22 protein-coding genes are annotated in these 26987 nt (G+C 74.1%); 11 read left to right on the top strand and 11 right to left on the bottom strand.

All coding sequences use genetic code 11. The features are described from left to right. Nucleotides 1-83 precede the first annotated feature (83 nt). From ACIQTO_RS17600 to ACIQTO_RS17585, 4 genes are all read left to right on the top strand, one after another. Entirely contained in the window at nt 84-614 is a 531-nt protein-coding gene (locus tag ACIQTO_RS17600) for a DinB family protein (RefSeq protein ID WP_402388498.1), read from the top strand. Nucleotides 615-882: 268 nt separating this feature from the next. Further along, nucleotides 883-1275, top strand: coding sequence for a cell division protein SepF (locus tag ACIQTO_RS17595; RefSeq protein ID WP_402388497.1), 393 nt, complete (start codon nt 883-885; stop codon nt 1273-1275). Nucleotides 1276-1477: 202 nt separating this feature from the next. Continuing rightward, on the top strand, nt 1478-2032 hold the full coding sequence (locus ACIQTO_RS17590) for a TetR/AcrR family transcriptional regulator (RefSeq protein WP_402388496.1): 555 nt from the start codon (nt 1478-1480) through the stop codon (nt 2030-2032). A gap of 61 nt (nt 2033-2093) precedes the next feature. Further along, nucleotides 2094-3659 carry an MFS transporter gene (locus ACIQTO_RS17585; RefSeq protein WP_402388495.1) on the top strand — a complete coding sequence of 522 codons (1566 nt, stop codon included), beginning with the start codon at nt 2094-2096 and terminating at the stop codon, nt 3657-3659. 70 nt (nt 3660-3729) lie between these two features. On the opposite strand, the gene ACIQTO_RS17580 is transcribed toward ACIQTO_RS17585, so the two are convergent. From ACIQTO_RS17580 to ACIQTO_RS17545, 8 genes are all read right to left on the bottom strand, one after another. Further along, on the bottom strand, nt 3730-6195 hold the full coding sequence (locus tag ACIQTO_RS17580; protein ID WP_402388494.1) for a SpoIIE family protein phosphatase: 2466 nt from the start codon (nt 6193-6195) through the stop codon (nt 3730-3732). Between the two features lie 150 nt (nt 6196-6345). After that, nucleotides 6346-6966: a TetR/AcrR family transcriptional regulator gene (locus ACIQTO_RS17575; RefSeq protein WP_402388493.1), complete on the bottom strand. Its 621-nt coding sequence runs from the start codon at nt 6964-6966 to the stop codon at nt 6346-6348. Between the two features lie 67 nt (nt 6967-7033). Next, nucleotides 7034-8620: a 4-coumarate--CoA ligase family protein gene (locus tag ACIQTO_RS17570; protein ID WP_402388492.1), complete on the bottom strand. Its 1587-nt coding sequence runs from the start codon at nt 8618-8620 to the stop codon at nt 7034-7036. A gap of 343 nt (nt 8621-8963) precedes the next feature. After that, nucleotides 8964-10166, bottom strand: coding sequence for an acyl-CoA dehydrogenase family protein (locus ACIQTO_RS17565; RefSeq protein WP_402388491.1), 1203 nt, complete (start codon nt 10164-10166; stop codon nt 8964-8966). Nucleotides 10167-10219: 53 nt separating this feature from the next. Next, the gene (locus ACIQTO_RS17560; protein ID WP_402388490.1) at nt 10220-12157 is read right to left on the bottom strand and encodes an acetyl/propionyl/methylcrotonyl-CoA carboxylase subunit alpha; all 1938 of its coding nucleotides are present in this window, start codon (nt 12155-12157) and stop codon (nt 10220-10222) included. Between the two features lie 22 nt (nt 12158-12179). Next, the gene (locus ACIQTO_RS17555; protein ID WP_402388489.1) at nt 12180-13778 is read right to left on the bottom strand and encodes an acyl-CoA carboxylase subunit beta; all 1599 of its coding nucleotides are present in this window, start codon (nt 13776-13778) and stop codon (nt 12180-12182) included. Then, complete coding sequence (locus ACIQTO_RS17550) at nt 13775-15502, bottom strand: acyclic terpene utilization AtuA family protein (RefSeq protein ID WP_402388488.1); 1728 nt, start codon at nt 15500-15502, stop codon at nt 13775-13777. Before ACIQTO_RS17550 ends, ACIQTO_RS17555 begins: the two co-directional genes overlap by 4 nt. 244 nt (nt 15503-15746) lie before the next feature. Beyond that, nucleotides 15747-16598: a LysR family transcriptional regulator gene (locus tag ACIQTO_RS17545; RefSeq protein ID WP_402388487.1), complete on the bottom strand. Its 852-nt coding sequence runs from the start codon at nt 16596-16598 to the stop codon at nt 15747-15749. A gap of 95 nt (nt 16599-16693) precedes the next feature. Here ACIQTO_RS17545 and ACIQTO_RS17540 point away from each other — a divergent pair, with 95 nt between their 5' ends. Together ACIQTO_RS17540 and ACIQTO_RS17535 are read left to right on the top strand one after the other, a co-directional pair. Further along, nucleotides 16694-17425 (top strand): SDR family NAD(P)-dependent oxidoreductase, encoded by a 732-nt coding sequence (locus tag ACIQTO_RS17540; RefSeq protein ID WP_402388486.1) that lies wholly within the window; start codon nt 16694-16696, stop codon nt 17423-17425. Between the two features lie 230 nt (nt 17426-17655). Continuing rightward, nucleotides 17656-18582 carry an LLM class flavin-dependent oxidoreductase gene (locus tag ACIQTO_RS17535; protein WP_402388485.1) on the top strand — a complete coding sequence of 309 codons (927 nt, stop codon included), beginning with the start codon at nt 17656-17658 and terminating at the stop codon, nt 18580-18582. 53 nt (nt 18583-18635) lie between these two features. Here ACIQTO_RS17535 and ACIQTO_RS17530 read toward each other — a convergent pair whose 3' ends face one another. The 3 genes from ACIQTO_RS17530 to ACIQTO_RS17520 all read right to left on the bottom strand — a co-directional run bounded on the left by ACIQTO_RS17530 (nt 18636) and on the right by ACIQTO_RS17520 (nt 22439). Then, nucleotides 18636-20078, bottom strand: a complete 1443-nt coding sequence (locus ACIQTO_RS17530; protein WP_402388484.1) for an aminopeptidase P family protein — start codon at nt 20076-20078, stop codon at nt 18636-18638. 154 nt (nt 20079-20232) lie between these two features. Then, nucleotides 20233-21858 carry an MFS transporter gene (locus ACIQTO_RS17525; RefSeq protein WP_402388483.1) on the bottom strand — a complete coding sequence of 542 codons (1626 nt, stop codon included), beginning with the start codon at nt 21856-21858 and terminating at the stop codon, nt 20233-20235. Nucleotides 21859-21968: 110 nt separating this feature from the next. Beyond that, nucleotides 21969-22439, bottom strand: a complete 471-nt coding sequence (locus tag ACIQTO_RS17520) for a hypothetical protein (protein WP_402388482.1) — start codon at nt 22437-22439, stop codon at nt 21969-21971. 298 nt (nt 22440-22737) lie between these two features. Here ACIQTO_RS17520 and ACIQTO_RS17515 point away from each other — a divergent pair, with 298 nt between their 5' ends. From ACIQTO_RS17515 to ACIQTO_RS17495, 5 genes are all read left to right on the top strand, one after another. Further along, nucleotides 22738-24297: a hypothetical protein gene (locus tag ACIQTO_RS17515; RefSeq protein WP_402388481.1), complete on the top strand. Its 1560-nt coding sequence runs from the start codon at nt 22738-22740 to the stop codon at nt 24295-24297. Nucleotides 24298-24490: 193 nt separating this feature from the next. Beyond that, nucleotides 24491-24940, top strand: a complete 450-nt coding sequence (locus tag ACIQTO_RS17510) for a DUF6325 family protein (protein WP_402388480.1) — start codon at nt 24491-24493, stop codon at nt 24938-24940. Between the two features lie 66 nt (nt 24941-25006). Beyond that, the gene (locus ACIQTO_RS17505) at nt 25007-25297 is read left to right on the top strand and encodes an SHOCT domain-containing protein (RefSeq protein ID WP_402388479.1); all 291 of its coding nucleotides are present in this window, start codon (nt 25007-25009) and stop codon (nt 25295-25297) included. Between the two features lie 118 nt (nt 25298-25415). Further along, the gene (locus tag ACIQTO_RS17500; RefSeq protein ID WP_402388478.1) at nt 25416-25745 is read left to right on the top strand and encodes a hypothetical protein; all 330 of its coding nucleotides are present in this window, start codon (nt 25416-25418) and stop codon (nt 25743-25745) included. A 196-nt stretch (nt 25746-25941) separates the two neighbouring features. Next, the gene (locus ACIQTO_RS17495; RefSeq protein WP_402388477.1) at nt 25942-26937 is read left to right on the top strand and encodes an aldo/keto reductase; all 996 of its coding nucleotides are present in this window, start codon (nt 25942-25944) and stop codon (nt 26935-26937) included. The last annotated feature ends 50 nt before the right edge of the window (nt 26938-26987 follow it).

The raw sequence follows: 26987 nt of genomic DNA, 5'->3' as shown, positions 1-26987 counted from the left end.
GGCCCGCCGGCGGGGAACCGCACCGGCGCGCCCACCGACTATTCGGTCGCCCCCGGCCCACCGGCTGCGCCAGGATGGCCGCCATGACGAACGACCCGACACCCGCCGTCGACCGGCCCGAGCCCCCGTTCGCCGCGGACGAGGCGGTGATGCTGACCGCCTGGCTGGAGTTCCACCGCGCCACCCTCGCCCGCAAGTGCGAGGGGCTGACCGCCGACCAGCTGCGGCTGCGGTCCGTCCCGCCGTCCTCGCTCTCGCTGCTCGGCCTGGTCCGGCACCTGGCGGAGGTCGAGCGCTACTGGTTCCGGACCGTCCTGCTCGGCGAGGACACCGGGCCCGAGGGCCTCTACTGGACGGCGCGGCACCCGGACGGGGACTTCGACCTCCTGGACACCGCCGACGCCGAGGCGGACTTCGCCACCTGGCAGGCGCAGATCACCGCCGCCCGCGCGGCCTGCGAGGGCCTGCCGCTCGACACGGTCGGCAAGCGCCCGCGCGAGGGACGGGAGGTGACGCTCCGCTGGATCCTGGTCCACCTGATCGAGGAGTACGCCCGGCACAACGGCCACGCCGATCTGCTGCGTGAACGGGTCGACGGCGTCACCGGCGAGTGAAATCGTTCCCTCATCGTTGACAGAAGGTCAATTGGGCGGTGACCACGACCGATATGGTCTACGCGCGCAACCGTCCGCCGCCGCACTGCGTCGCAAGTGTTGCCCGGGTTCGCCCGGGTTTCCGGCGCGGCACGACTCGGACGGGGGTCGCGAGCGGGCACGGGACCGGTGATCAGTGCGATACTCGGACAGTTCCGACGAGTGGATGACGTGTCAAAAGGACACGCGCACCGGGGGACCTGTACGGAACGAGGCAGGGAGGCGCGGCATGGGAGCACTTCGCGACGAGCACCACAACGGGTGGCTGATGCCCTCCGGGAACTACCCGGCCGCGGTGTACGACGACGAGTGGATCGAGCAGGAGACGGTACCGTCCTCCCCCGCTCCCACGAAGATCGTCTCCCTGCGGCCGACGGGCTTCGAGGCCGCGCGAACGGTCGGCGAGCACATCCGGGCGAGCATCCCGGTCGTCATGGACCTCACCGAGATGGACGAGGCCGAGGCCAAGCGCATGGTCGACTTCGCCTCCGGGCTGATCTTCGGTACCGGCGGCGGGATCGAGCGGATCGCCCGCCGGGTGTTCCTGCTCACGCCGGCGGACGTCGAGGTGATGGTCATCGACCGACCGCTGGACGAGACCGGGTTCTACAACCAGAGCTGACCGGCCACCGCCCGGCAGCACACGACCCGCGACCGGGGACGGCAACCGCCGTCCCCGGTTCTTTGCGTACCCGCCCCGCACCCCGGCCCGGCCCACCCCGGCCCGGCCCGCACCCCGGCTGCGCCGATGACACCAGACCCTCACCTGCATCACTCGAATCAACTTTGAGACATCCATGTCTCATTCGATGTACACTCGCCCCATGGCCACCGACCGCGACTCCGTCCTCGAAGCCGCCGTCGGCGTGCTCTCCCGCCGCCCGACCGCCCACCTGGACGAGATCGCCCGCGCCGCCGGCATCAGCCGCGCCACCCTGCACCGGCTCTTCCCGGGCCGCGAGGCACTGATCCGCGAGGTCGGCCTGCTCGGACTGCGCACGTTCGGCGCCGCCCTGGACGCCGCCGCCATCGAGGACGGCGACGCGCACGCCGCGCTGCGCCGCCTGGTCGACCTGGTCGTCCCGGACGCCGCGCTCTGCGCCTTCCTGGCCGGCGAGAACCAGCTCTACGACGACGAGGACATCAACGCGCTCTGGGAGGCGCAATTCGCCCGGCTGCAGGCACTCTTCCTGCGCGGCCAGCAACAGGGCGTGTTCCGCGTCGAGCTCTCCGCCGGCTGGCTCGGCGAAGCCTTCTTCGATCTGGTGGCCGGCGTCGGCTGGGCCCTCCAGGACGGCCGGCTCGCCCCCCGCGACGCCGCCTTCTCACTCGCCGAACTCTTCCTCGGCGGCGCGCTGCGACCGTCGCAGCCGCACTGAGCCCTCACCCACAGCACCTCGGACCACAGGCCCTCGGATCAGCGGCCGGAAACCGATACCCATGAGCAGCACCGTCCTTGCCCGCCCCCGCCAGCGCTGGACCGGCCTCGCCGTCCTCGTCCTGGCCGTCACCCTGGTCGCCGTCGACGCGACCGTCCTCTCCCTCGCCATCCCCTCGATCAGCGAGACGCTGCGCCCCAGCGGCACCCAGCTGCTCTGGATCGGCGACATCTACTCCTTCGTGCTGGCCGGCCTGCTGGTCAGCATGGGCTCGCTGAGCGACCGGATCGGCCGCAAGAAGCTGCTGCTGGCCGGCGCCACCGCGTTCGGCGCCGCCTCGCTGCTGGCCGCCTACGCGCCCAGCGCCGGCTGGCTGATCCTGGCCCGCGCGCTGCTCGGCGTGGCCGGGGCGACCATCATGCCGTCCACCCTGTCGCTGATCCGCGCCCTCTTCCCGGACGACCGCGAGCGGGCCACCGCGATCGGCATCTGGGGTGCGGCCGCCACCGCCGGCGCCGCGCTCGGCCCGGTGGTCGGCGGGGTGCTGCTGGAGCACTTCTGGTGGGGCTCGGTGTTCCTGCTGAACATCCCGGTGCTGGTGCTGCTGCTGGTCTTCGGCGCCTGGCTGCTGCCCGAGTCCAAGGACCCGAAGCCGGGCCGCTGGGACGTGCTCAGCGTGGCGCTCTCGCTGGTCGGTGTGATCGGCGTGGTCTACGCGATCAAGGAGGCCGCCGCCCACGGCGTGGCGCGCTGGGACGTCCCGGTCGCGGCCGTGCTGGGCGCCGCCGCCCTGACCGTCTTCGTCCGGCGCCAGCTGCGGCTGGCCACCCCGCTGCTGGACGTCCGGCTCTTCTCCGACCGGCGCTTCACCGCGGCGGTACTGGCCTCGCTCACCGCGTTGGTCGGGCTCTCCGGCGTGGTCTTCGTGACCTCCCAGTACCTGCAGCTGGTCCGCGGCTACGAGCCGCTGAAGGCCGGCCTGGCCGAGCTGCCGGCCTTCGCCGGAGCCGTGGTCGGCGGTCTGCTGACCGCCCGGCTGGCCCGCCGGGCGGGCGCCCGGGCCACCCTGACGCTGGGCCTGCTGGCGATGGGCACCGGCATCGGCCTGCTCGGCTGGGTGCAGCAGGACTCGACCTACCTGGTGCTCGCCGCCGCCTTCCTGATCGTCGGCACGGCCGAGGGCGTGGTCTACACGCTCGGCGCCGACCTGGTGCTGAGCGCCGCGCCCGCCGACAAGGCCGGCGCCGCCTCGGCGGTCTCCGAGACGGCGTACGAGCTGGGCACGGCGCTGGGCATCGCCCTGGTCGGCTCGGTGGTCGGCTCGCTCTACGCCAGTGGGCTGACCGTCCCGGCCGGGGCCGGCCAGGCCGCCGCCACCCAGGCGGGCGAGTCGCTGGGCGGCGCGGTCGAGGCCGCGCACGGCCTGCCGCAGCCGCTGGCCGGTCCGCTGCTGGAGAGCGCCCGCGACGCCTTCGTGCACGGCATGAACGTCGCCGCGATCCTGGCCGGCGCGCTGCTGCTGGCCGCGTCCGCGCTCGCCTGGCGCCTGCTGCGCGGCCTGCCGAAGGCTCCCCGGGACCAGGTGGAGCCGGCGGAGCGGCCGGAGCGCGCGAAGACGGCCGTCTAGCCCGGGCACGCATCACGCGCGGGACCTCGCCCCCTCCCCGGGGTGCGGGGTCCCGCGCGTACGCGTGCGGTCAGACGATCCCGAACGGCAGCTCCAGCTCCGCCCAGACCACCTTGCCGTCCCGGGTCAGCCGGCTGCCCCAGCGCTGGGCCAGCTCGTTGACCAGGAACATCCCGCGCCCGCCCTCGTCCTGCTCGGCGAACGGGCGCAGCTGCGGCGTCTGGCCGCCGGAGTCGGCGACCTCCAGGGTGAGCACCCGGTCGCGGAACAGCCGGAGCCGGCGCGGGGCGTCCGCGTGCAGCAGGGCGTTCGTGACCAGCTCGCTGACCAGCAGCTCGGCGTAGTCGGCGAGCGCGGACAGGCCCCAGCCCTCCAGGGTGGCCCGGGTGAAGCGGCGGGCCTTGCCGGGCAGCCGGCCGCCGCCGGTGAGCGGGAGGGTGGCGATCCGGTCGGCGGGCAGCGGCAGCACCCGGGCCATGATCATCGCGATGTCGTCGTCGGTGCCGTCGGTGACCAGGGCGCCGAGCACGGCGTCGCAGTTCTCCTCCAGGGTGCGGCCGGGACCGGAGAGCGTGCGGGCGAGCAGGTCGATGCCGTCGTCGAGGTCCTGCCCGCGCCGCTCCACCAGGCCGTCGGTGTAGAGGGTGAGCATGCCGCCCTCGGGGAGGGTGAACCCGATCGACTCGAAGGCCACCCCGCCCACCCCGAGCGGGACGCCGGGCGGGGCGTCGATCCTGCGGGCGGTGCCGTCGGGGGCGACCCAGACCGGTGGCAGATGGCCGGCCGAGGCGACCTGCACGGTCCGCTCCAGCGGGTCGTAGACGACGCAGATACAGGTGGCGAACTGGCCCTCGCCGATCCCCGAGGCGGTCTCGTCCAGCCGGGTGAGCACCTGCTCGGGCGGCATGTCCAGGGTGGCCAGCGTCCGGGCGACGGTACGCAGCTGGCCCATCGTGGCGGCGGCGCGGATGCCGTGGCCCATCACGTCGCCGACCACCAGCGCGACCCGGCCGCAGGACAGCGGGACGACGTCGAACCAGTCGCCGCCGACCTCGCTGGTCATGCTGCTGGGCAGGTAGCGGTAGGCGATCTCCAGGCCGAGCGTGCGGTGGATCTCCTGCGGCAGCAGGCTGCGCTGCAGGGTGAGCGCGGTCTCGCGTTCGCGGCGGTAGAGCCGGGCGTTGTCGATCGCGATGGCGGTGCGGGCGACCAGTTCCTCGGCGAGCGCGACATCGGCGGCGGTGAACGGCTCGGGGTTGCGCATCCGGATGAACTCGGAGCCGCCGAGCACCATGCCCCGGGCGGTCAGCGGCACCATCAGGTACGAGTGGATGCCGGCCTCCATGCCCGGCGCGACCCGCTCCTCGGTGGCGACCAGCCCGCGCAGCACCTCCTCGTCGACGCTGGCCCGCAGCAGCGGGCGGCCGCTGCGCAGACACTGGGTGTAGCTGCGGTCGGGGGCGTACTCGGAGACGTCCCCGACGGTGTCGACGGCGTGGGTCAGGCCGGACTCGTAGGATTCGCCGACGGCGACGGCGCGCAGCTGGACGGCCCGGTCCTCCGGGATCGCGGCGGGCTCGGCGCCGCGCAGCACCGGCTCCAGCAGGTCGACCGTCGCGAAGTCGGCGAACCGGGGGACGACGGCCTCGATCAGCTCCTCGGCGGTGCGCTGGAGGTCGAGGGTGGTGCCGATCCGGGCGGTGGCCTCGGCGATGGTGGTGAGACGTTCCTGCGCGCGGGCGGCGCGGGCCTCGGCCTGGAACCGCTCGGTGACGTCGATGATGGAGGAACAGACGCCGAAGACCCGGCCGGTGGAGTCCTCCAGCCGGAAGTACGAGGCGGACCAGGCACGGTCGCGGCGCGGGTCGCCGGGGACGCGGCCGTGCGAGCGGGCGTCGACCACGGGCCTGCCGGTGGTCAGCACCTGTCTCATGGTCTGTTCTATCTCGGCGCTGTTGATGGCGGGCAGGACGGCGCTGATCCGGCGCCCCAGGTGCTCCTCCACCGGGACGCCGTTCATCCGGGCCAACGCCCCGTTGAGCCGGACGTAGCGCAGGTCGGTGTCGTAGACGGCCATGCCGATCGGGGACTGGCCGAAGATGCCGTCGAGGACGGCGAGGTCGGCCTCGACCCGGTGCAGGGCCTGGGTGTCCGAGGCGGTGGCGAGCAGCAGCAGGGTGCCGCCGGGGCCGGCGATCGGGTACGTGCGGAACTCCAGCTCGACCACGTGGCCGTCGCGGTGACGGACCGCGAAGACGCCGGACCAGCCCTTGCCGCCCATGATGCGCTCGAACAGGGAGAGCACCTCGGGGCGGTCGGTCCGCTCGGTGAGCAGCTGGGCGGCGTAGCTGCCGACGGCCTCCTCGGCGGAGAAGCCGAGCAGCGCCTCGGCGTCCTCGCTCCAGTGCAGGATGAGGCCGTCCTCCTGGAGCAGCGCGGTGGCGAGCGGGACGAGGCGATGGCCGTCCAGGCGTACGGAGGCTCCGCCCGGTGCGGGGCCGGCGGCGTCGGTCGCGTCCCACTCGTGTCCGTGCATGATCAGGCAGCACCCCGCGTTCGGCTCGTGTCCGGCCGGGCGGGCCCTCGTGGTCCGTGCCGGCCGGGGTTCTTCTCCAGACTGCACGGACATCGGCCGCCCGGCGACCCCTTGGTCAGAGGTTCCTCGGACGGGCCTGCTGTACGGGCGTCATGGGCGTACCGGCCGCAGCGTACCCTCCAGAAGGCCCGCCCACTGCCGGATCACCCCGGATCGTCTGGCGCTGTCGTCGGAGAGCAGATTGGCCAGTCCGAGACCGCGCGCCAGGTCCAGGGTCGCCTGCACCGTCTCGCGGACCCCGGGGCAGCTCTCGTCGGCGTCCAGGAACTCGACGGCCGCCCGGTGGGCCTCGCGGCCGACCCGGCCCTCAAGTGCGACGATCCGCGCACGCAGCGGTTCCTCGGTGGCGGCGGCGACCCACAGATGGAGGGCGGCGCGGAACAGCGGCCCGGTGTAGAGGCGCACGATCATGTCGACGACGGCCACCGTGCGGTCGGGCCCGGCGGCCGGCAACTCGTCCGCGTGGGCGCGGACGGCTGCCAGCCGCTCGGCGGTGACATGCTCGACGGCCGCGGTGAACAGGTCCTCGCGGGTCGGGAAGTGGTGCTGGGCGGCGCCCCGGGAGACTCCGGCGCGTTCGGCGACCACGGTGACGGTGGCGCCGTTCCAGCCGACCTCGGCCAGGCACTCGACGGCCGCCGCCAGCAGCCGCTGCCGGGTGGCGCGGCTGCGGTCCTGCTGGGGCGTGCGGGCGGCGGGGTGGGCGGTCATCGGCGGCGACTGGTCCTGTCCGTGCGGTGTCCGGGCGGGGTCGATCCTCGCAGATCCGCGGCGCGGCTCAGCGGGCGGCCTCACGGGCGCGCAGCTCCCGGCGCAGGATCTTGCCGGCGGCCGACTTGGGGACGGCGTCCAGGAACTCCACCGCGCGGACCTTCTTGTACGGGGCCACCTCGCCCGCCACGAAGGAGGTGACGTCCTGCTCGGTGAGCGCGCTGCCGGGGGCGCGGACCACGAAGGCCTTGGGGTACTCGGTGCCCTGCGCGTCCACGACGCCGATCACCGCGGCGTCGGCGATCTGCGGGTGGGTGAGCAGCAGGGCCTCCAGTTCGGCGGGGGCGACCTGGTAGCCCTTGTACTTGATCAGCTCCTTGACCCGGTCGACGACATAGAGGTAGCCGCGCTCGTCGACGTAGCCGACGTCGCCGGTGTGCAGCCAGCCGTCGGCGTCGACGGTGGCGGCGGTGTCGGAGGGGCGGCCGAAGTAGCCCTTCATCACCTGCGGGCCGCGGATCAGCAGCTCGCCCGGCTCTCCCGGGCCGAGATCGGCGCCGCTGCCGTCCAGGGCGGCGACCCGCAGCTCGGTGGAGGGCACCATCCGGCCGACCGAGCCCGGCGGGGGATCGGTCTCGGTCGGGGAGACGACGTGCGAGACCGGCGACAGCTCGGTCATGCCGTAGCCCTGGAGGATGTGCGGCAGGCCGAGCCGCCGGGCGCAGACGTCCGCCAGCTCGGTGTCCAGCGGGGCGGCCGCGCAGAGCAGGTACTCCACGGAGGAGAGGTCGAAGCGGTCGACCACCGGGTGCTTGGCCAGGGCGAGGGCGATCGGCGGGGCCACGATCAGGGCCTGGACGCGCTGCTCCTCGACGGTGCGGCAGAACTGCTCCAGGTCGAAACGCGGCAGCACGACGACGGTGGCGCCGCACCGCAGCGGCTGGTTGAGCAGGGCGGCGAGGCCGTAGATGTGGAAGAAGGGGAGGACGGCGAGGATCCGCTCGCCCTCCGCCGGCCGGTACAGGGCGTCGGTCTGGGCGAGGTTGGTGGCGATCGAGCGGTGGGTGAGCATCACGCCCTTGGGCAGGCCGGTGGTCCCGCTGGAGTAGGGCAGGACGGCGATGTCGGTGCCGGGGTCGATCGCCGGCGCGGGGTCGGGACCGGTGGACGCCAGCAGGTCCGCCAGTGAGCGGTGGCCCTCCGCACCGTCCAGCACGATGATCTCGGCGAGCGCCCGGCCCTCGGCGGCGAGCTTCCCGGCGGCCTGCCGGGCGGTGGCCAGGAACGGCGAGACGGTGATCAGCCAGCGGGCGCCGCTGTCGGCGAGCTGGCCGGCCAGCTCGCCGGGGGTGGCGAGGGAGGAGGCCGTGGTCACCGTGGCGCCGGCCCGGGTGGCACCGTAGAAGGCCATCGGGTAGGCGATCGTATTGGGGCTGAACAGCGCGACCACGTCACCTTGACGCACGCCTGCCTCGGCCAGCCCGGCTGCTACCCGGCGGACGGCCGTGGCGAGCCGTGCGTAGCTGACCGACTCCCCCGTGACCCCGTCGACCAGGGCCGGGCGGTCGCCGTACCGGGCGGCGGCGCCGAGCACCGCCTCGTGGATCGGCAGATCGACGGTGCCGACGTCCGGGAACTCGCTGTGGAACACCAAGGCGTACCTCCAAAGGGATAGTTGACGCCCGGTCGGGTGGCCGGCGAGTGGTCCTGGCCCGCCGGTCGGCCGGGCTCGCGGACAGGAGCATACGGACAGTGGCGGGGCGTTGCTCCATTGTGACGAAGGATCGTCCATTCCCGAACGACCCGCCCCCGGGCCCGGCCCGCGGGGTGGCCGGGGCGCACCCCGGCCACCCGCCCGCGACCAGGGCGCACCCCGTCGGACGGCCCGCCGGAGCGCCACCGGCCGGTCCGGCCCGCGCATCGCACAGACGGTGGTTTGCGCCGTCGGCGTCGTGCGGGTGTTCGCCCGCGGGAGCGCCGGGCCGGCGGCCGCCCCGTCAGTACGACTTGGGCAGCCCCAGGGTGTGCTGGGCCACGAAGTTGAGCACCATCTCCCGGCTGACCGGGGCGACCCGGCCGACCCGGGTGGCGGCGAGCAGGGCGCCCAGCCCGTACTCCTGGGTGAGCCCGTTGCCGCCCAGGGTCTGGACGGCCTGGTCGACGGTGCGGGCGGCGGCCTCGCCGGCCGCGTACTTGGCCATGTTGGCGGCCTCGCCCGCGGCGAGGTCGTCGCCGCCGTCGTAGAGCAGACCGGCCTTCTGGGTCATCAGCCGGGCCAGCTCGATTTCCACCGCGCACTGGGCGAGCGGGTGGGCCAGACCCTGGTGGGCGCCGATCGGAGTCGACCAGACCGTCCTGGTCCTGGCGTACTCGACGGCCCGGCCGAGGGCCTGGCGGGCCAGGCCGAGCGAGAACGCGGCGGTCATGATCCGCTCGGGGTTGAGGCCGGCGAAGAGCTGCAGCAGTCCGGCGTTCTCGTCGCCGACCAGGGCCTCGGCGGGCAGCCGGACGTCGTCCAGGAAGACCTGGAACTGCTTCTCGGGGGCGACGAGTTCCATCGGGATCGGGCGGTACTCGAACCCGGGGGTGTCGCGCGGGACGATGAAGAGGGCGGGCCGGAGCTTGCCGGTCCGGCCCCCTCCGGCGTCCGTGCTCTCGGTGCGGGCCACGAACAGCACGGCGTCGCTGTGGTCGATGCCGGAGACGAACACCTTGCGGCCGGTGAGCAGCCAGTCATCGCCGTCGCGGCGGGCGGTGGTGGAGATCCGGTGGGAGTTGGAGCCGGCGTCCGGCTCGGTGATGCCGAAGGCCATCCTGCGGGTGCCGTCGGCGAGTCCGGGCAGCCACTGCCGCTTCTGCTGCTCGGTGCCGTACCGGGCGATCACCGTGCCGCAGATCGCCGGGGAGACGATCAGCAGCAGCAACGGGCAGCCCGCGGTGCCGAGTTCCTCCAGGACGATGGCGAGGTCGGTGATGCCGCCACCCCCGCCGCCGTACTCGGCGGGCAGGTTGACCCCGAGGTAGCCGGCCTTGCCGGCCTCGGCCCAGAGCTCGTCCGCGGGCCGGCCCTCCCGGGCCTTGCCCAGGTAGTACGCGGAGCCGTAGCGGTGGCCGAGGTCGGCCACCGCGCGGCGCAGGGCCTGGCGTTCGGGGGTCTCGATCAGCGGGCTGCCGGGCGTGGTGGTGCGCGGTGCGGACATGCGGTTCGTCCTTCCGGGCGGGTACGGGGAACGGGCTTGGCTACGGGGTGGGTTCAGGACGCGGGCTGGACGACGGCGAGCAGGGTGCCGAGTTCGACCTGCTGGCCCGGGACGGCGCGGAGTTCGGTGAGGACGCCGTCGGCGGGGGCGGTGACGCGGTGCTCCATCTTCATCGCCTCCAGCCAGAGCAGCGGTTGGCCGGCGGTGACGGTGTCGCCGACGGCCGCGGCGGTCCGGACGACGGTGCCGGGCATCGGCGCGAGCAGCGCCCCCGGGGCGGCCTGGGAGGCCGGATCGGGGAAGCGCTCCAGGGCGGTCAGCACGGTGGCGCCGGCCGGGGTGTCCAGGTGGACCAGGTCGCCGTGGCGCGCGACGTCGAAGGCGCTCCGGACACCGTCGGTGTCGAGGACCACCCTGGTGGGCGTCGCGGAGACGAGCGTGGTGCCCGGGTGCGCCTCGGCGACGAGCCCGGCGCGGCCGAACCGGTACCGGACCTCGTACACGGTGGCGTCGGCGGCGGCGTACCGCTTGGTCTGCGGCTGCGAGGGCAGGTTGCGCCAGCCGGAGGGCAGCGCCGCGCCGCCGCGGCGGGCCGCGGCGTCGGCCAGCGCGGCGGCGAGCGCGGGCAGGGCGTCGCCGCCGGGGGCGGGGGCGAGGTCGGCGGCGTGCTCGGCCAGGAAGGCGGTGTGCACCCGGCCGGCCAGGAAGGCGGGGTGGCGCAGCGCCGCGACGAGCAGCCCCCGGTTGGTGACCGGCCCGTGGATCCGGGCGCGGGTGAGCGCGTCGGCGAGCCGGCGGGCGGCGGCGGCCCGGGTCGGCGCCCAGGCGACGACCTTGGCGAGCATCGGGTCGTAGTGGACGCCGATCGCGCTGCCGGCCGCCACCCCGGAGTCCAGGCGCAGCCCGGTGTCCCCGGCGGCTGTGGTGAACTCGGCGGTGACGCCGGGGAGTTCGAGGCGGTGCAGGATGCCGGTCTGCGGCTGCCAGTCGCGGTCCGGGTCCTCGGCGTAGAGGCGGGCCTCGATGGCGTGGCCGCGCGGGGCGGGCGGGTGCGGTCCGGGCAGCGGTTCGCCCTCGGCGACGCGCAGTTGGAGGGCGACCAGGTCGAGCCCGGTGACGCACTCGGTGACGGGGTGCTCGACCTGGAGTCGGGTGTTCATCTCCAGGAAGTGGAACCGGCCGTCGGGGCCCAGGAGGAACTCGGCGGTACCGGCGCCGGTGTAGCCGATCGCCCGGGCGGCGGCGACGGCGGCCGCGTGCAGGGCGGTGCGCACCGCCTCGTCGAGGCCGGGGGCCGGGGCCTCCTCGACCACCTTCTGGTGACGGCGCTGCAGCGAGCAGTCGCGTTCGCCGACCGCCCACACCGTGCCGTGGAGGTCGGCGAGCAGCTGGACCTCGACGTGCCGGCCGGTGGGCAGGTAGCGCTCGCAGAACACCTCGTCCGAGCCGAAGCTCTTGGCCGCCTCGGCGCGGGCCTCGGCCAGCCGGGGCGCCAGTTCGTCCAGCCGGTGGACGACCCGCATGCCGCGCCCGCCGCCGCCCGCCGCCGCCTTCACCAGCAGCGGCAGGTCGGCCTCGACGGGGTCGGTGACGGCCGCCAGCACGGGCACCCCGGCGGCGGCCATCAGGCGCTTCGCGGCGGTCTTGGAGCCCATCGCGGCGATCGCGGCCGGCGGCGGGCCGATCCAGGTGAGGCCGGCGTCGAGCACCTCCTGGGCGAACTCCGCGTTCTCGGAGAGGAAGCCGTAGCCGGGGTGGACGGCGTCGGCCCCGGCGGCCAGCGCGGCCTTGACGATCAGGTCGCCGCGCAGGTACGTGTCCGCGGGCGCCGCGCCGGGCAGGCGGACGGCGGCGTCGGCCTCCCTGGTGTGCGGGGCGTCGGCGTCCGGGTCGGCGTACACGGCGGTGGTGGCGATCCCGAGGCTCCGGCAGGTGCGGAAGACCCGGCGGGCGATCTCGCCCCGGTTGGCGACCAGCAGGTTGGTGATCATGTCGGTCCCTCTCAGAGTCGGCTCACATGCGGAAGACGCCGTAGCCGCGCGCGCCCTCGACGGGCGCGTTGTGGATCGCGGAGAGGCAGAGACCGAGCACGGTCCGGGTGTCGCGGGGATCGATCACCCCGTCGTCGTAGAGCCGGCCGGAGAGGAAGACGGGCAGCGACTCCGCCTCGATCTGCTGCTCGACCATCGCCCGGATCGCGGCGTCCGCGTCCTCGTCGTAGGGCTGCCCCTTGGCCGCCGCGGACTGCCGGGCCACGATCGACAGCACCCCGGCGAGCTGCTGCGGGCCCATCACCGCCGACTTGGCGCTCGGCCAGGCGAACAGGAAGCGCGGCTCGTACGCCCGCCCGCACATCCCGTAGTGGCCGGCCCCGTAGGAGGCGCCCATCAGCACCGACAGGTGCGGCACCGTGGAGTTGGCGACGGCGTTGATCATCATCGCGCCGTGCTTGATGATGCCGCCCTGCTCGTAGTCCTTGCCGACCATGTAGCCGGTGGTGTTGTGCAGGAACAGCAGCGGGATGTCGCGCTGGTTGGCCAGCTGGATGAACTGGGCGGCCTTCTGCGACTCCGGGCTGAACAGCACCCCCTGGGCATTGGCCAGGATGCCCACCGGGTAGCCGTGCAGCCGGGCCCAGCCGGTGGCCAGGCTGGTGCCGTAGAGCGGCTTGAACTCGTCGAAGTCCGAGCCGTCGACGATCCGGGCGATCACCTCGCGCGGGTCGAAGGGGATCTTGAGATCGCCCGGGACGATGCCGAGCAGCTCCTCCTCGGCGTACTTGGGCGGCTCGGCGAGCGGGTCCGGACCGGGGCCCCCGCGGCGGTGGTTCAGCCGGGCGACGATCCGCCGGGCCAGCCGCAGCGCGTCCGGCTCGTCCACCGCGAAGTGGTCGGCCAGGCCCGAGGTGCGGGCGTGCATCTCGGCGCCGCCGAGCGACTCGTCGTCGGACTCCTCCCCGGTGGCCATCCGGACCAGCGGCGGGCCGCCCAGGAAGACCTTCGCCCGCTCCTTCACCATCACGGTGTGGTCGGACATGCCGGGCACGTACGCGCCACCGGCCGTGGAGTTGCCGAACACGACGGCCACGGTGGGGATCCCGGCCGCGGAGAGACGGGTGAGGTCGCGGAAGAGGGCACCGCCGGGGATGAAGATCTCCTTCTGGCTGGGCAGGTCGGCGCCGCCGGACTCGACCAGGTTGACCACCGGGAGGCGGTTGGCCAGGGCGATCTCGTTGGCGCGCAGGGCCTTGCGCAGCGTCCACGGGTTGCTGGCCCCGCCGCGCACGGTGGGATCATTGGCGGTGATGACGCATTCGACACCCTCGACCACCCCGATCCCGGTGACCAGCGCCGCGCCGACCGGATAGTCACTGCCCCAGGCGGCGAGCGGGGAGAACTCCAGGAACGGCGAGTCCTGGTCGACCAGCAGTTCGATCCGCTCGCGCGGCAGCAACTTCCCCCGGCCGCGGTGGCGTTCGACGTACTTGGGGCCGCCGCCGGCCAGTGCCTTCGCGTGTTCGGCGTCCAGCTCGGTGAGCCTGGCCAGCATCGCGGCACGGTGTTCGGCGTAGTCGGCGCCCGCCGGGTCGAGGCGGGTGGGCAGGACGGTCACAGCAGCGCCTCCGGGATGTCGAGATGGCGGGAGCGCAGCCACTCCCCCAGCGCCTTGGCCTGCGGGTCGAAGCGGTGCTGGGCGGCGACGCCCTCGCCGAGCAGGCCGGTGATGGTGAAGTTGACCGCGCGAAGATGCGGGAGCACCTGCCGGGTGATCGGCAACTCGGCCGTCTCCGGCAGGAGTTCGCGCAGCCGCCGCACGGTGAGGGTGTGCGCGAGCCAACGCCAGCCGTCCGCACTGCGGGCCCAGACACCGAGATTGGCATCGCCGCCCTTGTCGCCGCTGCGGGCCCCCACCACCCGGCCGAGCGGCGCCCGGACACACGGGCCGGGCTCGGGCGGCTCCGGCAGCGAGCCCGCCAGCGACTCGGACAGCGGGCCGGACAGCGGGCCGACCGGACCGGTCACCGGCGCGGGCGGCACGACGACCCGCCGCCCGTCCGGCAGCACGGCGGTGTGCTCCACCGCCTTGGCGTCGACGTGGGCGGCGGTGAACACCCCGTACGGCACGCCCGGTCCGGGCGGCGCGGTGAGGTGGAACCCGGGATAGCCGGCCAGGCCCAACTCCACCGCCGCCTTGCCGAGTTCGCGGCCGACCTTGGCCGGGTCGCGATCCCGGGCGGTGAGCCGCAGCAGCGCGGAGGCACTCTCCTCGGTGGCGGCGTCGGGGTGGTCGGTGCGGGCGAGGGTCCACCGCAGCTCGGCGGGGGCGGCCTCGGGTGGCAGCGCGTCGGCCAACTGCCGCCGCACCAGCGCGGCTTTGGCCTCGATGTCCAGCCCGGTCAGCACGAAGACCACCTCGTTGCGGTGACCGCCGAGCCGGTTCAGCCCGACCTTGAGCGTCGGCGGCGGCGCCTCGCCGCGCACACCGTGGATCCGGACCCGGTCCGGGCCCTCCTCGGTGAGCCGCACGGTGTCCAGCCGGGCCGTGACATCCGGGCCCAGGTAGCGCGCGTCGCCCGTCTCGTAGAGGAGTTGGGCGGTGACGGTACCGATGGTGACGGCGCCGCCGGTGCCCGGATGCTTGGTGATGACGCTGGAGCCGTCCGCCGCGAGCTCGGCGATCGGAAAACCGGGCCGGGTGACGTCGTGCTCGCCGAAGAACGCGTAGTTCCCGCCGGTGGCCTGCGCACCGCACTCCAGGACGTGCCCGGCCACCACCGCGCCGGCGAGGGCGTCCAAATCCCCCGGGCCCCAGCCGAATCGGGCGATCGCCGGGCCGACGACCAGCGCCGCGTCGGTGACCCGGCCGGTGACCACCAGGTCGGCCCCGGCGGTGAGGCACTCGGCGATGCCGAAGGCGCCCAGATAGGCATGGGCCGCCAACAGGCCCTCGGGGAGACCGAGTTCGGCCCGGCGGGCGAGCAGATCGTCACCCTCGACGTGGGCGACGGCCGGCTCCAGGCCCTGACGCCGCGCCACGTCGCGGATCGCGTCCGCGAGTCGCGCCGGATTGAGCCCGCCCGCGTTGACCACGATCCGCACCCCGCGCTCCAACGCCAGACCGAGGCACTCCTCCATCTGCCGCAGGAACGTCCTCGCGTAGCCGAGCGAGGGATCCTTGAGCCGGTCCCGGGCCAGGATGAGCATGGTCAGCTCGGCCAGGTAGTCCCCGGTCAGAACGTCCAGCGGCCCACCCGTGAGCATCTCGCGGACCGCCGAGAAGCGGTCCCCGTAGAAGCCCGACGCGTTGCCGATCCGCAGTACCGAACGCGACCCCACAGGTGCGCCTCCCCTACCGGTGGCCCAACGCCTGCCACGCTTGCCGTCGGGCAGCAGCGTGGCACCGGGGCCGAGAAAAAGCAATCACGCCTGCTTGTTTTCTCCCCCCGCGCCGCACCGGCCCGGACTGACCGCCGGTCACCGCCGGCGACAGATCGCGGTGGTCAGCGATCGTTGGCGATACGCCCCATCGACTACAGCCGGCGGCTTTGAGCCGGGACACGCCCGGCCAGGCGCATGGGGGCTACCGGAGTCGGGTCGCAGTCCGGACGAGGTCGGCGACGGCTCTGGACCGACTGTGCGGCGGCCAGGCGATCACGGTGGTGACGTTCGGCGCGTCCAGCACGGGCACGGCCGCGAGGTCACCGTGCAGGTGAGCTCGGCACGACTCCGGCGAGACCGCGCAGGCAGGGCCGAGCGCGACGAGCTGCAACAGCTGCGCGTGGTCGCGGACCTGCGGGCCGGGGCCGGGCGGGTAGGTGCCGTCGGGGTCGGGCCAGCGTGGCAGGGGCAGGCCGGGCAGCCCGGTGATGTCGGCCATGCGCACATGGGCCCGGCCGGTGAGCGGATGCCCGGCCGGCAGGACCACGACCTGGCCCTCCGTGCCGAGTTCTTCGGTGTGGAACCCGGCCGTCGAGTCGAACGGCCGGTGCAGCAGCGCCACGTCGGCCCGGCCCTCGCGCAGGAGTCGTTCCTGCTCGGCCGGGCCGCACAGGATGACGTCGACGGGGACGGCGCCGGGTTCGGCGGCGTACGCGTCCAGCAGTCTCGCCAGCAGTTCGCGGGACGCGCTGGCCTTCGTGACCAGGACCAGGCCGGGACGGCCGGTCGAGGCAAGGGCGGCGCGGCGGGTCCGGCGCTCGGCCGCTTCGACCGCGTCGAGGGCCGCCCGGCCCTCGGCCAGCAGCACCGAGCCGGCTCCGGTCAGCGTGACGGTGCGGCTGGTCCGATCCAGCAGCGCTGCCCCGAGTCGGCGTTCGAGCTGCTGGATCGCCCGTGACAGAGGCGGCTGTGCGATCCCGAGCCGCTGCGCGGCGCGCCCGAAGTGCAACTCTTCGGCGACAGCGACGAAGTAGCGCAGTTCCCTGGTCTCCATCCGGCCACGGTACTCCGGATCAATACCTGGAAGGTATCGATGCCCACCCAATCGGTCTTGGACCCCCGCCGGGGTCCGAGAGCAGCATGGTCCCCATGAGCGAACGAACGATTGCGCTGGTCACCGGCGCGAACAAGGGAATCGGCTACGAGATCGCCGCAGGCCTGGGCGCCCTCGGCTGGAGCGTGGGCGTCGGCGCCCGCGACGATCAGCGCCGCAGGGCCGCGGTGGACAGACTGCGCGCGGCCGGTGTCGACGCGTTCGGCGTACCCCTGGACGTGACCGACGACGCGAGCGCGACCGCCGCCGCACGGCTGATCGAGGAACAGGCCGGACGCCTCGACGTGCTCGTCAACAACGCCGCCGTCACCGGCGCCATGCCCCAGGAACCCACCCGGGTCGATCCCGCCACCATCCGGACGGTCGTGGAGACCAACGTGATCGGCGTCGTTCGCGTCACCAACGCGATGCTGCCGCTGCTGCACCGCTCCGCCTCACCACGGATCGTGAACATGTCCAGCAGCGTCGGCTCCCTCGCCCGGCAGTCAGGGCCCGCTGCCGAGCAGACGGCAGGTCCGGTGTCCGTGGCGTACGCGCCGTCGAAGACGTTCCTGAACGCCGTCACCCTCCAGTACGCCCGGGAGCTGAGCGGCACGAACATCCTGATCAACGTCGGCTGCCCCGGCTACGTCGCGACCGACCTCAACGGCTTCCGCGGCGTGCGCACCCCTGCACAGGGCGCGGCGATCGCCGTCAAACTCGCGACCCTGCCCGACGACGGCCCCACCGGGCAGTTCTTCGACGACGCCGGCGTAGTGCCCTGGTGACGTGCACCGGCATCGCCCGCCGGGGTTGCCGCTTCGCCCGCGCGGGATCCTGAACCCGTTCGGATCTCCGCGGCGTGGAAGCACCGCTCGTGCTCCGTGCCGGTGAGGCACTGACCGGACCGTACCGCGGCGCGCTGCCCCCGAGGCCGCGGCTACGGCGACGGGGCTCTGACAGGATGCCACCCCACGCCGGCGGAGCCGGCGAACCCACCGACGATCCGGAGTCCGCTGTGCGCATCAGTGTCTGCATCCTGCCCGACCGGCCGTTCCCCGAGGCGGCCCCGATGTGGCGCCGCGCCGAGGAGCTGGGCTTCCACACCGCCTACTCCTACGACCACATCAGCTGGGGCGGACTCCCTGACGGCGCCTGGTACGGCGCCGTCCCCACGCTGGCGGCGGCCGCCGCGACCACCTCACGGATCAGGCTCGGCACGCTGGTCTCGTCGTCCAACTTCCGCCACCCGGTGCCGCTCGCGCAGGACGTCATGACGCTGGACACCATCAGCGGGGGCCGGTTCGTGCTCGGCTACGGCGCCGGCGCGCCCGACGCCGACGGCATCGTGCTGGGACAGGGCGAGCCCGGCCGGGGCTGGTCGCTGAAGGAGCGCGGCGGCCGGTTCCGCGAGTCGGTGGAGCTGCTGGACCAGTTGCTAACCGGGGCGCCCGAGGGCCGGCCGCGGACCACGTTCCACGGCCGGCACTTCGACGCGATCGACGCCCGGCTGGAGCCCGGCTGCGTCCAGCGGCCCCGGGTGCCGTTCGTGCTGGCGGCGAGCGGCCCGCTCGGCATGCGGACCGTGGCCCGGTACGGCGCGTCCTGGGCCGTCACCGACGACGCGGACGCGCCGAGGGACGCCGAACTGACGGAGGCCTCGACCTGGGCCCTGCTCGCGCACCGGCTGGAGAGCCTGGACGCGGCGTGCGAGGCGGAGGGCCGTGACCCGAAGTCGCTGGGCCGCACGCTGCTGACCGGGTTCTCACCGCTGCCGACGATGCGGTCGGCGGCGGCCTTCGAGGAGGTCGCGGGGCGCTGCGCGGAGCTGGGGTTCACCGAGCTGGTGGTCCACTACCCGCGCGAGTCCGGGGCCTTCGCCACGCCCGCGCACGTCCTGGAGGAGATCGCGCCCGCGCACGGCGGCGGCGCCGGGCCGGCCTGAGCCCGGCCCGGCGCGGCCGGACCAGGGGGCCGGCCCGGCCGGCCCCCGCGGGGTCACCGCAGTGACGCCATCCAGGCCTCGACCTCGTCCGCCTCGCGCGGCAGGCCCGACGACAGCCACTGCGCGCCGTCGGCCGTGATGAGGAAGTCGTCCTCGATCCGCACGCCGATCCCGCGCAACTCCTCGGGGATCGTCAGATCGTCGGGCTGGAAGTACAGGCCGGGCTCGACGGTCAGGACGTGGCCGACCTCCAGGGTGCCGTCCAGGTACGTCTGGCTCCGGGCGGCGGCGCAGTCGTGGCAGTCCAGGCCCAGCATGTGCCCGGAGCCGCAGAGCGTGAACCGGCGGTACAGGCCGGACTCCGCCAGGGACTGCCCGCCGTCGGGCGCCAGCCCCCAGGCGTCGAGGCCCTCCGCGATCACGCTCATCGCCGCGTCGTGGAAGACGCCGTAGCGGGCACCGGGCCGCAGTGCGGCGATCCCCGCCGACTGGGCGGCGAAGACCAGGTCGTACACCCGGCGCTGGACATCGGTGTAGCGTCCGCCGACCGGCAGCGTCCGGGTGACGTCGCCGGTGTAGAAGGAGTCGGCCTCGACGCCGGCGTCCAGCAGCAGGAGGTCGCCGTCGCGCACCGGGCCGTCGTTGTGCATCCAGTGCAGGACGCAGGCGTGCGCGCCGGCCGCCGCGATGGTCTCGAAGCCCAGGCCGTAACCGTCGAGCCGGGCCCGCCGGTTGAAGGTGCCCTCGATCCATCGTTCGCCCCGCGCGAGGCCCGTGGCGTGGCGCAGCTCGCCGACCACGTCGTGGAACCCGGCCACCGTGGACCCGACGGCCGCACGCAGCTGCTCGACCTCCCACTCGTCCTTGATCAGCCGCGACTCCGCCAGGAAGGTGAGCAGCTCGGCCTCGGCCTCGCGGGCCGGCCGGACCAGCGCGTCGACGAGCGCGTCCTCGCCGCGCACCACCCGGGTCGGGATGTGTCCGGCCAGTGCCCGCTCCAGGTCGTCCCGGGCGGCGGCCTGGACGCCGATGGCGTCGGAGGTCTCCGACAGCGTCCGCCGCCGCCCGACCCAGAACTCGCCGTGCTGGCGGCTGCTGTAGAACTCGGCGCTGTTCGGCCCGCCGTCGCGCGGCGAACGCGGCCGGGTGAACAGGGTGACCTCGTGCCCGCTGCCGGTGGGCTCGAAGACGAGGACGCTGTCCGGGACGGCCTGCGTCCCCTGCTCCGCGGTGAGGTGGACGAACGCGGAGTGCGGTCGGAAGGTGTAGTCGAAGTCGTTGCTGCGGACCTTGAACCCGCCCGAGGGGACGACGATCCGCTCGCCGGGGAACCGTGCGGAGAGCGCCGCGCGACGCTTGGCGGCGAAGGCCGCGCCGGGAAGGAGCGGCCGCGTCGTCCCGGTGTCCGCCCAGCCCTGCTGGAGGTTCTCCGTCAACGCGGCCGACATGGCGCGATCGTGGCTCCCGGTTCCCCGCGCCCCACTCTGCTGCTCCATCACATGTCTCCGATCACCGCGGTCCGATTCACGGACGAAATTACCATTTCACATGTGACACATCCAGATCGGGGCGGCCGCAGCGCAGGCACGGGCGCGGCCACAGCGCAGGCACGGGGCATCCGGCACGGGTGGACACAGACGGCGCGCACCCCTACACGGCCGCCGCCTCGACGCCACCGGGCTGGGTGGCCGGAATCCGCTGGGTGAAGAACAACGCCACGAGGGCCGTCAGCGCGAGGATCGCCAGGGCCGCCCGCAGGCCGTCGAGCCGCGCGGCGGCGTTCGCGTCGAGGGCCGCCCGGGTGACCTCCGGGCTCGCGCCGGCCTCCTCCAGCGCCGTCCGGAGCTGGACGTCCGACAGGAAGGGCGCGCCGCTCTCCAGCTGGACGACGGCCTGGCCGGCGAGTTCGTCCGGAACGGCCGGGCTCTGCTCGACGGCGCCCAGGAAGGAGCTGGTCAGCGTGGCGATCATGATCGCGCCGGCGAGTGCGGTGCCGATCGAGGAGCCGAGATTGGTGACGGCGTTCTGGATGCCGCCGACCTCCGCGCTCTGCTCGTCCGGGACGGCGGACACCGTGACCGCTCCGAGCTGCGACGCCAGCGCGCCCATCCCGAGCCCGATCAACAACAGCGGCAGGGTGACGATCTCCGCCCCCGCGTCCGCGTCGAGCGCGGCCAGCAGGGCGACGGCGCCCGCGAGCAGGCCGAGCGTCCCGAGCCGCACCACCCGGCGCGGTGAGACGTCCGGGAACAGGCGCGGGATCAGGATCGCGGCGGCCAGCAGGGCCAGCGAGAGCGGCAGCAGCCGGGCACCGGTCCGGAGGGCGGACAGGCCGAGGGCGACGGACAGGTAGAGCGGCACGACGAAGAAGATGCCCATCTGGACGAAGTACTGGAAGAAGAACATCGTCAGGCCACCGGTCAGCCGGCGGTTGCGGAGCAGCGCCGGATCGACCAGCGGCTCACCGCCGCGCGCCAGCACGCGGGCCTCCCAGCGGAGGAAGAGCAGGATCAGCAGCAGCCCGGCCAGCAGCAGCCACACCGTGAGCGAGATGCCGAGCCAGGCGGGCGCGCCGGGCTTGGGCAGGAACCACCCCCAGGCGCTGGAGCGCAGCACCCCGTAGACGAAGGCCCCGAGCCCGAGGGCGGAGAGCACCGCGCCGACCAGGTCGATCCGGGCCCGGTCGCCGGCCGGGGCGTCGGCGAGCCGGCGGGCGAACACCAGGATGACGAGCACGATGACGACCTCGCCGGCGAACACCCAGCGCCAGGAGAAGTACGTCGTCGCGATGCCGCCGATGAGCGGCCCCAGCGCGATCGCCACGGCGCCCGCCGCGGCGACGAACCCGTAGGCGGCCGGTCTGCGCTCGACGGTGAAGTTCCCGGCCACCAGCGCCACGATCGACGGGAGGATGAGCGCCGCCCCGACCCCCTCCAGGAACGACCAGCCGATCAGGAGCACGGTCAGATCGGGTGCGAGCGCCGTCGTCAGTGATCCGCAGCCGTAGATGACGCAGCCGATCATGAACGCCCGCCGACGGCCGATGAGTACCCCGACCTTGCCGCCCGGGATCATCAACATCGCCATCACCAGGGTGTACGCGGTGATCGCGCCCTGGATCCCGGCGACCGTCGTCCCCACGTCCTCGGCCACCGTCGCGATCGAGACGTTCATGACGGAGCTGTCGAGCGCCATCAGGAACTGCCCGGCCGCGAGGGTCGGAAGGACGGACCCGGCGACGGCGGACCTGCCGGACGTACCTGCTGTGGGTGCCATGGCGGGCATCGTCCCCGCGACCGGCGGGCAGGCCCACCCGACACACCACGAAGTCAGCCGGTTGGCCCGTGACCGGCGCCCCCGCGCCGGTCACGGCGGCGTGCCGCGCGTCAGACCACGTCCCTCCCGCGCAGCGTCCCCGCACACAGGGCCCAGATGATGAAGATGTTCACGGCGATCAGGACGATCGCCCAGAACGGGTAGTACGGCAGCCACAGGAAGTTGGCGATCAGGGACAACCCCGCGAGGACGACGCCGACCGCGCGTGCCCAGACCGCTCCGGTGAACACCATGATCCCGGCCAGCACGATGACGATGCCGAGAATCAGGTGGATCCAGCCCCAGCCGGTCAGGCTGTAGCGGAACACGTAGTCGTTGGTCCTGACGAAGATGTCGTCCTTGGCGATGGCCGCGATCCCCTCGAAGATCGCCATCGTCCCGCCGAAGATCATCAGAACCGCCGCCAGCACGATCCACCCGGATCTCAGGAAGTGCCCCGAGGAGCCGGAGCCCGTGCCGACGCCCGCGGACGGTGGCGGGCCTGCGGCTGCGGGCGATGGCGTGTTGAGGTTGCCGGCCATGGGGGCCTCCGAACTCTCGGGGAGCCCGCGGGCCCATGGGTCCAGGCCCGGCCGCGGCTCCACATTCCAGCGTTCCACACCCGTGCCGGACGCGCGCCCCGTGCCGGATCCCCCCGGCCGGGCCGCACCCCGCCGGCCGCTCCCCCGCGGACCGGCGACCGACCGGCGCCCGGCCGGCGGCCACCACCCGTACGGCCGTTCCCGCTGGTGGGCCGGGGCGGGCGCGGCTCTGCTGGAGAGGAGCTACAACCACGTGCGCTCCCCGGCGGGGCAAGCGTCCGACCCAGGGAGAGTGGCGATGGCCCCGACGGATTCCGGAGCGGATCCCACCGCGGCGGGCGGAGCCGAGCCGCCGGGCGACCGGCCCCCGCACCCCACCCCGCCACCGGCCACCCAGCCCTCCACCCCGCCACCGGCCACCCAGCCCTCCACCCCGCCACCGGCGCCCTCGGCGGAGCCCCCGACCCCGCCGCCGGTCGCTCCGCCGCAACCCCCCACCCCGCGGCCCGCGCCGGAACCGGCGGACGAGGTCGAGCAGCTGAAGGCCCGGCTCGCCGCGCTGGAGGCCGCCACCCCGCCCAAGCACCGGGAACACCACCGGCTGCGAACCTCCGGGTCCGTGGTGGTCATCGTCATCGCGTCCTTGCTGTCCCTGCTCTCCGTCCTCGCCGTCTGGACGAGCGACATCGTGGGCAACACCGACCGCTACGTGGCCACCGTCGCGCCGCTGGCCACCGAACCCGCGGTCCAGGACGCCGTCACCAATCGGGTCACCCAGGTCGTCCTGGACCAGATCGACGTGAAGGCACTGGTCAAGCAGCTCTCCGACGCGGCTGCCGAACAGGGCGTGCCACCCCAGCTCGCGAACCTGCTCGGGGGCCTGAGCGCGCCGATCACCAGCGGCCTCACCAACCTGGTGCACTCCACCGTCGACCGGGTCGTGACCAGCAGCGCCTTCGAGACGATCTGGGTCGATGCCAACCGGGTGATCCACACCTCCCTCGACAAGGCCCTCACCGGCAAGGGGGGCGGTGCGGTGACGCTGACCAACAACCAGGTCGGCATCGACATCGCGCCGATCGTGGACCGGGTCAAGACCGAGCTGGTGAACGCCGGCCTCGGGGTCGCCGCCAAGATCCCGGAGGTCCACACCGACTTCGTGGTCTTCCAGTCCGAGGACATCGGCAAGATCAAGACGTACTTCCGGCTGCTGGACATCATGGGCTCCTGGCTCCCGCTGGTGACCGTGGTGGTGGCCGCCTGCGGCGTGTTCCTCGCGGCGAACCGGCGCCGGGCCCTGGTCGGCGCGGCCACCGGCGTGGCGCTCGCCATGCTGCTGCTGGGGATCGTCCTGACCGTCTTCCGTGCCTTCTACCTCGACCATCTGCCGCCGGGGGCGAACCAGGCCGCGGCGGGCGCGATCTACGACACCCTGATCCGGTTCATGCGCGCGAGCGTCCGCGTGGTCTTCGCGGTGGCCGTCGTCACCGCCCTGGGCGCGCTCGTGATCGGCCCCTCGAAGGCCGCCGTCGCGATCCGCAGCGCCTGCCGCCGCATGGTGGACACCCTGCGCGACGTGCTGTTCGGCATCGGGCTGCGGCTCGGCCCGGTGGGGCCGTTCGTCCACCGCTTCAAGAAATGGATCGGCGCGCTGATCCTCGCGGTGGCGGCGGTCGTCCTGGCCACCTGGAACTACCCGACCACGGCGGTGGTCCTGTGGATCACCCTGGTCGTCCTGCTCGCCTTCCTGATCCGGGAACTGCTCGACACCGGCCCGGGCCCCGGCCCCGACGTTGCCTCCCGTCCCCCCGCCGGCCCGGGCAGCGTGTCCGGCACCGGACCGCCCGCCGGCGCCTGACCACCCGGTGGCCCTGACCGCCCGCCGGCGCCGTACCCGGCCGAGATGCGCGGTGGTACGGGCCCTGTTGGAATGGCAGGAGCGGGAGCCACCCGGTGACGGGAGCGGCCCCGTGTCCGTGCCGCCCTCCCGGGCGGGCACCGCCACGGCGTCGGCCGGCAGCCTCCACCCGACCGACCGGAGAGGAACCGACGTGAGCGACGAGCTGAACGAGACCGGACCGATCGACTACATCGTCGTCGAGTTCCCCGGCAGCCGGATGACCGGCGAGGGGCTGCCGCTGCTGGTCGACCTCGTCGACCGGGGCATCATCCGCATCCTCGACCTGGTCTTCGTCCGCAAGGAGACGGACGGATCGGTCACCGGTATCGAACTCGCCGACCTCACCGGTGACGGCCAACTCGACCTCGCCGTCTTCGAGGGCGTCTCCTCCGGCCTGCTCGACGAGGACGACCTCGCCCAGGCCGGCGCCGTCCTCGAAGCAGGCAGCTCCGCCGGCATCCTGGTCTACGAGAACGCCTGGGCCGGCCCCTTCGCCGCCGCCCTCCGGCGCAGCGGAGCGCGCCTGGTCGCCGACGGCCGGATCCCCGTCCAGGCCGTCCTCGCCTCCCTCGAAGCGGCCGAGGGCAACGACGGGGGCTGATCCCGTCGGACGCCCGGGAGACCCACCCCGGGAATCGGCCCACCCCGAGAGCCAGGAAGGTGCACCATGCCAGGACTTCTTCGCGGCGTCGCCCGTACCGCCGTCGTCGCCGGGACCGCGACCGCGGTCTCCAACCGGGTCTCCCGACGGCAGGCCGGCCGCTGGGCCCAGCAGGAGCCGGCGCAGGCTCCGGCCCAGCCCGCCTACGCGCCCCCGCCGGCTCCGGCGCCGGCCGCCCAGCCCGACGACATGACCGCCAAGCTGGACCAGCTCAAGCAGCTCGGCGAACTCAAGAACCAGGGCGTGCTCACCGAGGCCGAGTTCGCCGCGCAGAAGGCCCGCCTGCTCGGTTCCTGACCGACGGTGCCCGGCCCGGGCGCCGGGCCGGGTGCGGCACCCTGGGCCCGCCCTCACCCGTGCCGGTGCCACGACGGAGGCGAGGCGGCCACGTCCGCCGAGACAGGGAGGCGGTCCCATGAGCCGCGAGTACCACTTCCACCGCGAGTACGCCCGCTGCTCGGTCACCGTCGGCGTCCGCCTGGCCGGGACACGGGAGGTGGAGCTCCTCGTCGACGGCAAGGAGGTCGTCGTCGAACCGGTCCACGGCCACCACGCCGAGCGGCGCTCGCTGTCCACGACGCTGCCCACCGACCCGCCGCGCACGATCACCGTCGAGGTGGAGCTGCCCGGCGCGGTCCGGGGCCTGCCGAGCGCCACGCTGGTCGACGGCGACACCCGGCTGCCCATGCCCCCGCGCGACGTGCCTCGCCGGGCCCGGCCGACCGAGGCCTCCTGGTACGGCTGACCGGCCCCGGCCGACGCGCCCGTACCGGGGCGAGGCCGTCGGCATCCGGGCGGGTCGGGCCAGGTCACGGACCGGATCGGGCCAGGTCACGGACCGGGCCGGGTCAGGGGCGGGTGGTCCGACGGCGGCGGATAGGGTCGGAGGCGGGAGGGCGAACCACCGCCACCGCACCCGTGCCGCCGAAGGGACCCTCGCCATGCCGACCGCACCCGCCACCGGACCAGCCGCCGGACCGTCGCTCGCGCGGTTCGGTCTGGGCACCGCCGCCGTCGGACGGCCCGGCTACATCACGCTCGGCCGCGACCTCGACCTGCCGGCCGGACGCGGTGTCGCGGCGCTGCGGGAGCGGACGCACACCCTGCTCGACGCCGCCTACGCGGCCGGGGTGCGCTACTTCGACACCGCCCGCTCCTACGGCCGCGCCGAGGAGTTCGTCGGCGCGTGGCTCGCCGCCCGCCCGGAGGCCGCGGCCGACCTGGTCGTCGGCAGCAAGTGGGGCTACACCTACACCGCCGACTGGCGCGCCACCGGGGTGCCGGTGCACGAGGTCAAGGAGCACTCGACGGCGGTGTTCGACCGTCAGATCCAGGAGACCCGGACGCTGCTGGGTAGGTGGCCGCAGGTGTACCTGGTGCACTCGGTCACCCCCGACAGCCCGGCGCTCACCGACCCGGCGCTGCACGCGCGCCTGGCGCGGCTGGCCTCCGAAGGCGTCCGGATCGGCCTGTCCACCAGCGGGCCGGCCCAGGCCGCCACCGTCCGGGCCGCGCTGGAGGTGACGGCGGAGGGCCGGCCGCTGTTCGCCGCCGTCCAGTCCACCTGGAACCTGCTGGAGCCCTCCGCCGGACCGGCCCTGGCCGAGGCGCACGCGGCGGGTTGGCTGGTGGTGGTCAAGGAGGGCATGGCCAACGGTCGGCTCGCCGACCGCAACGCCACCGGCCCCGACACCGCCGCGCTGCGCGCGCTGGCCGGCCGCACCGGCACCTCCTGCGACGCGCTCGCCCTGGCCGCGGCCGCCGCCCAGCCCTGGGCCGACGTGGTGCTCTCCGGCGCGGCCACCCTGGAGCAGTTGGCCTCCAACCTCACCGCGGCCGGGATCGGCCCCGCTCCGGCGGACCTGGCCGCGCTCGCGCCACTGGCCGAACCCGCCGAGGCGTACTGGCGCACGCGCGCCGCGCTGCCCTGGGCCTGAGCGCCCGCCCGCCGGACCGGGGCGGACCGCGACGGCAGCGGACCGGGACA

Source organism: Kitasatospora sp. NPDC091207 (genome assembly GCF_044768625.1).
In the GTDB taxonomy this organism is placed as follows: domain Bacteria; phylum Actinomycetota; class Actinomycetes; order Streptomycetales; family Streptomycetaceae; genus Kitasatospora.
The sequence above is the reverse complement of the archived record's forward strand: the minus strand, read 5'-3'. Positions and strand labels throughout refer to the sequence as shown.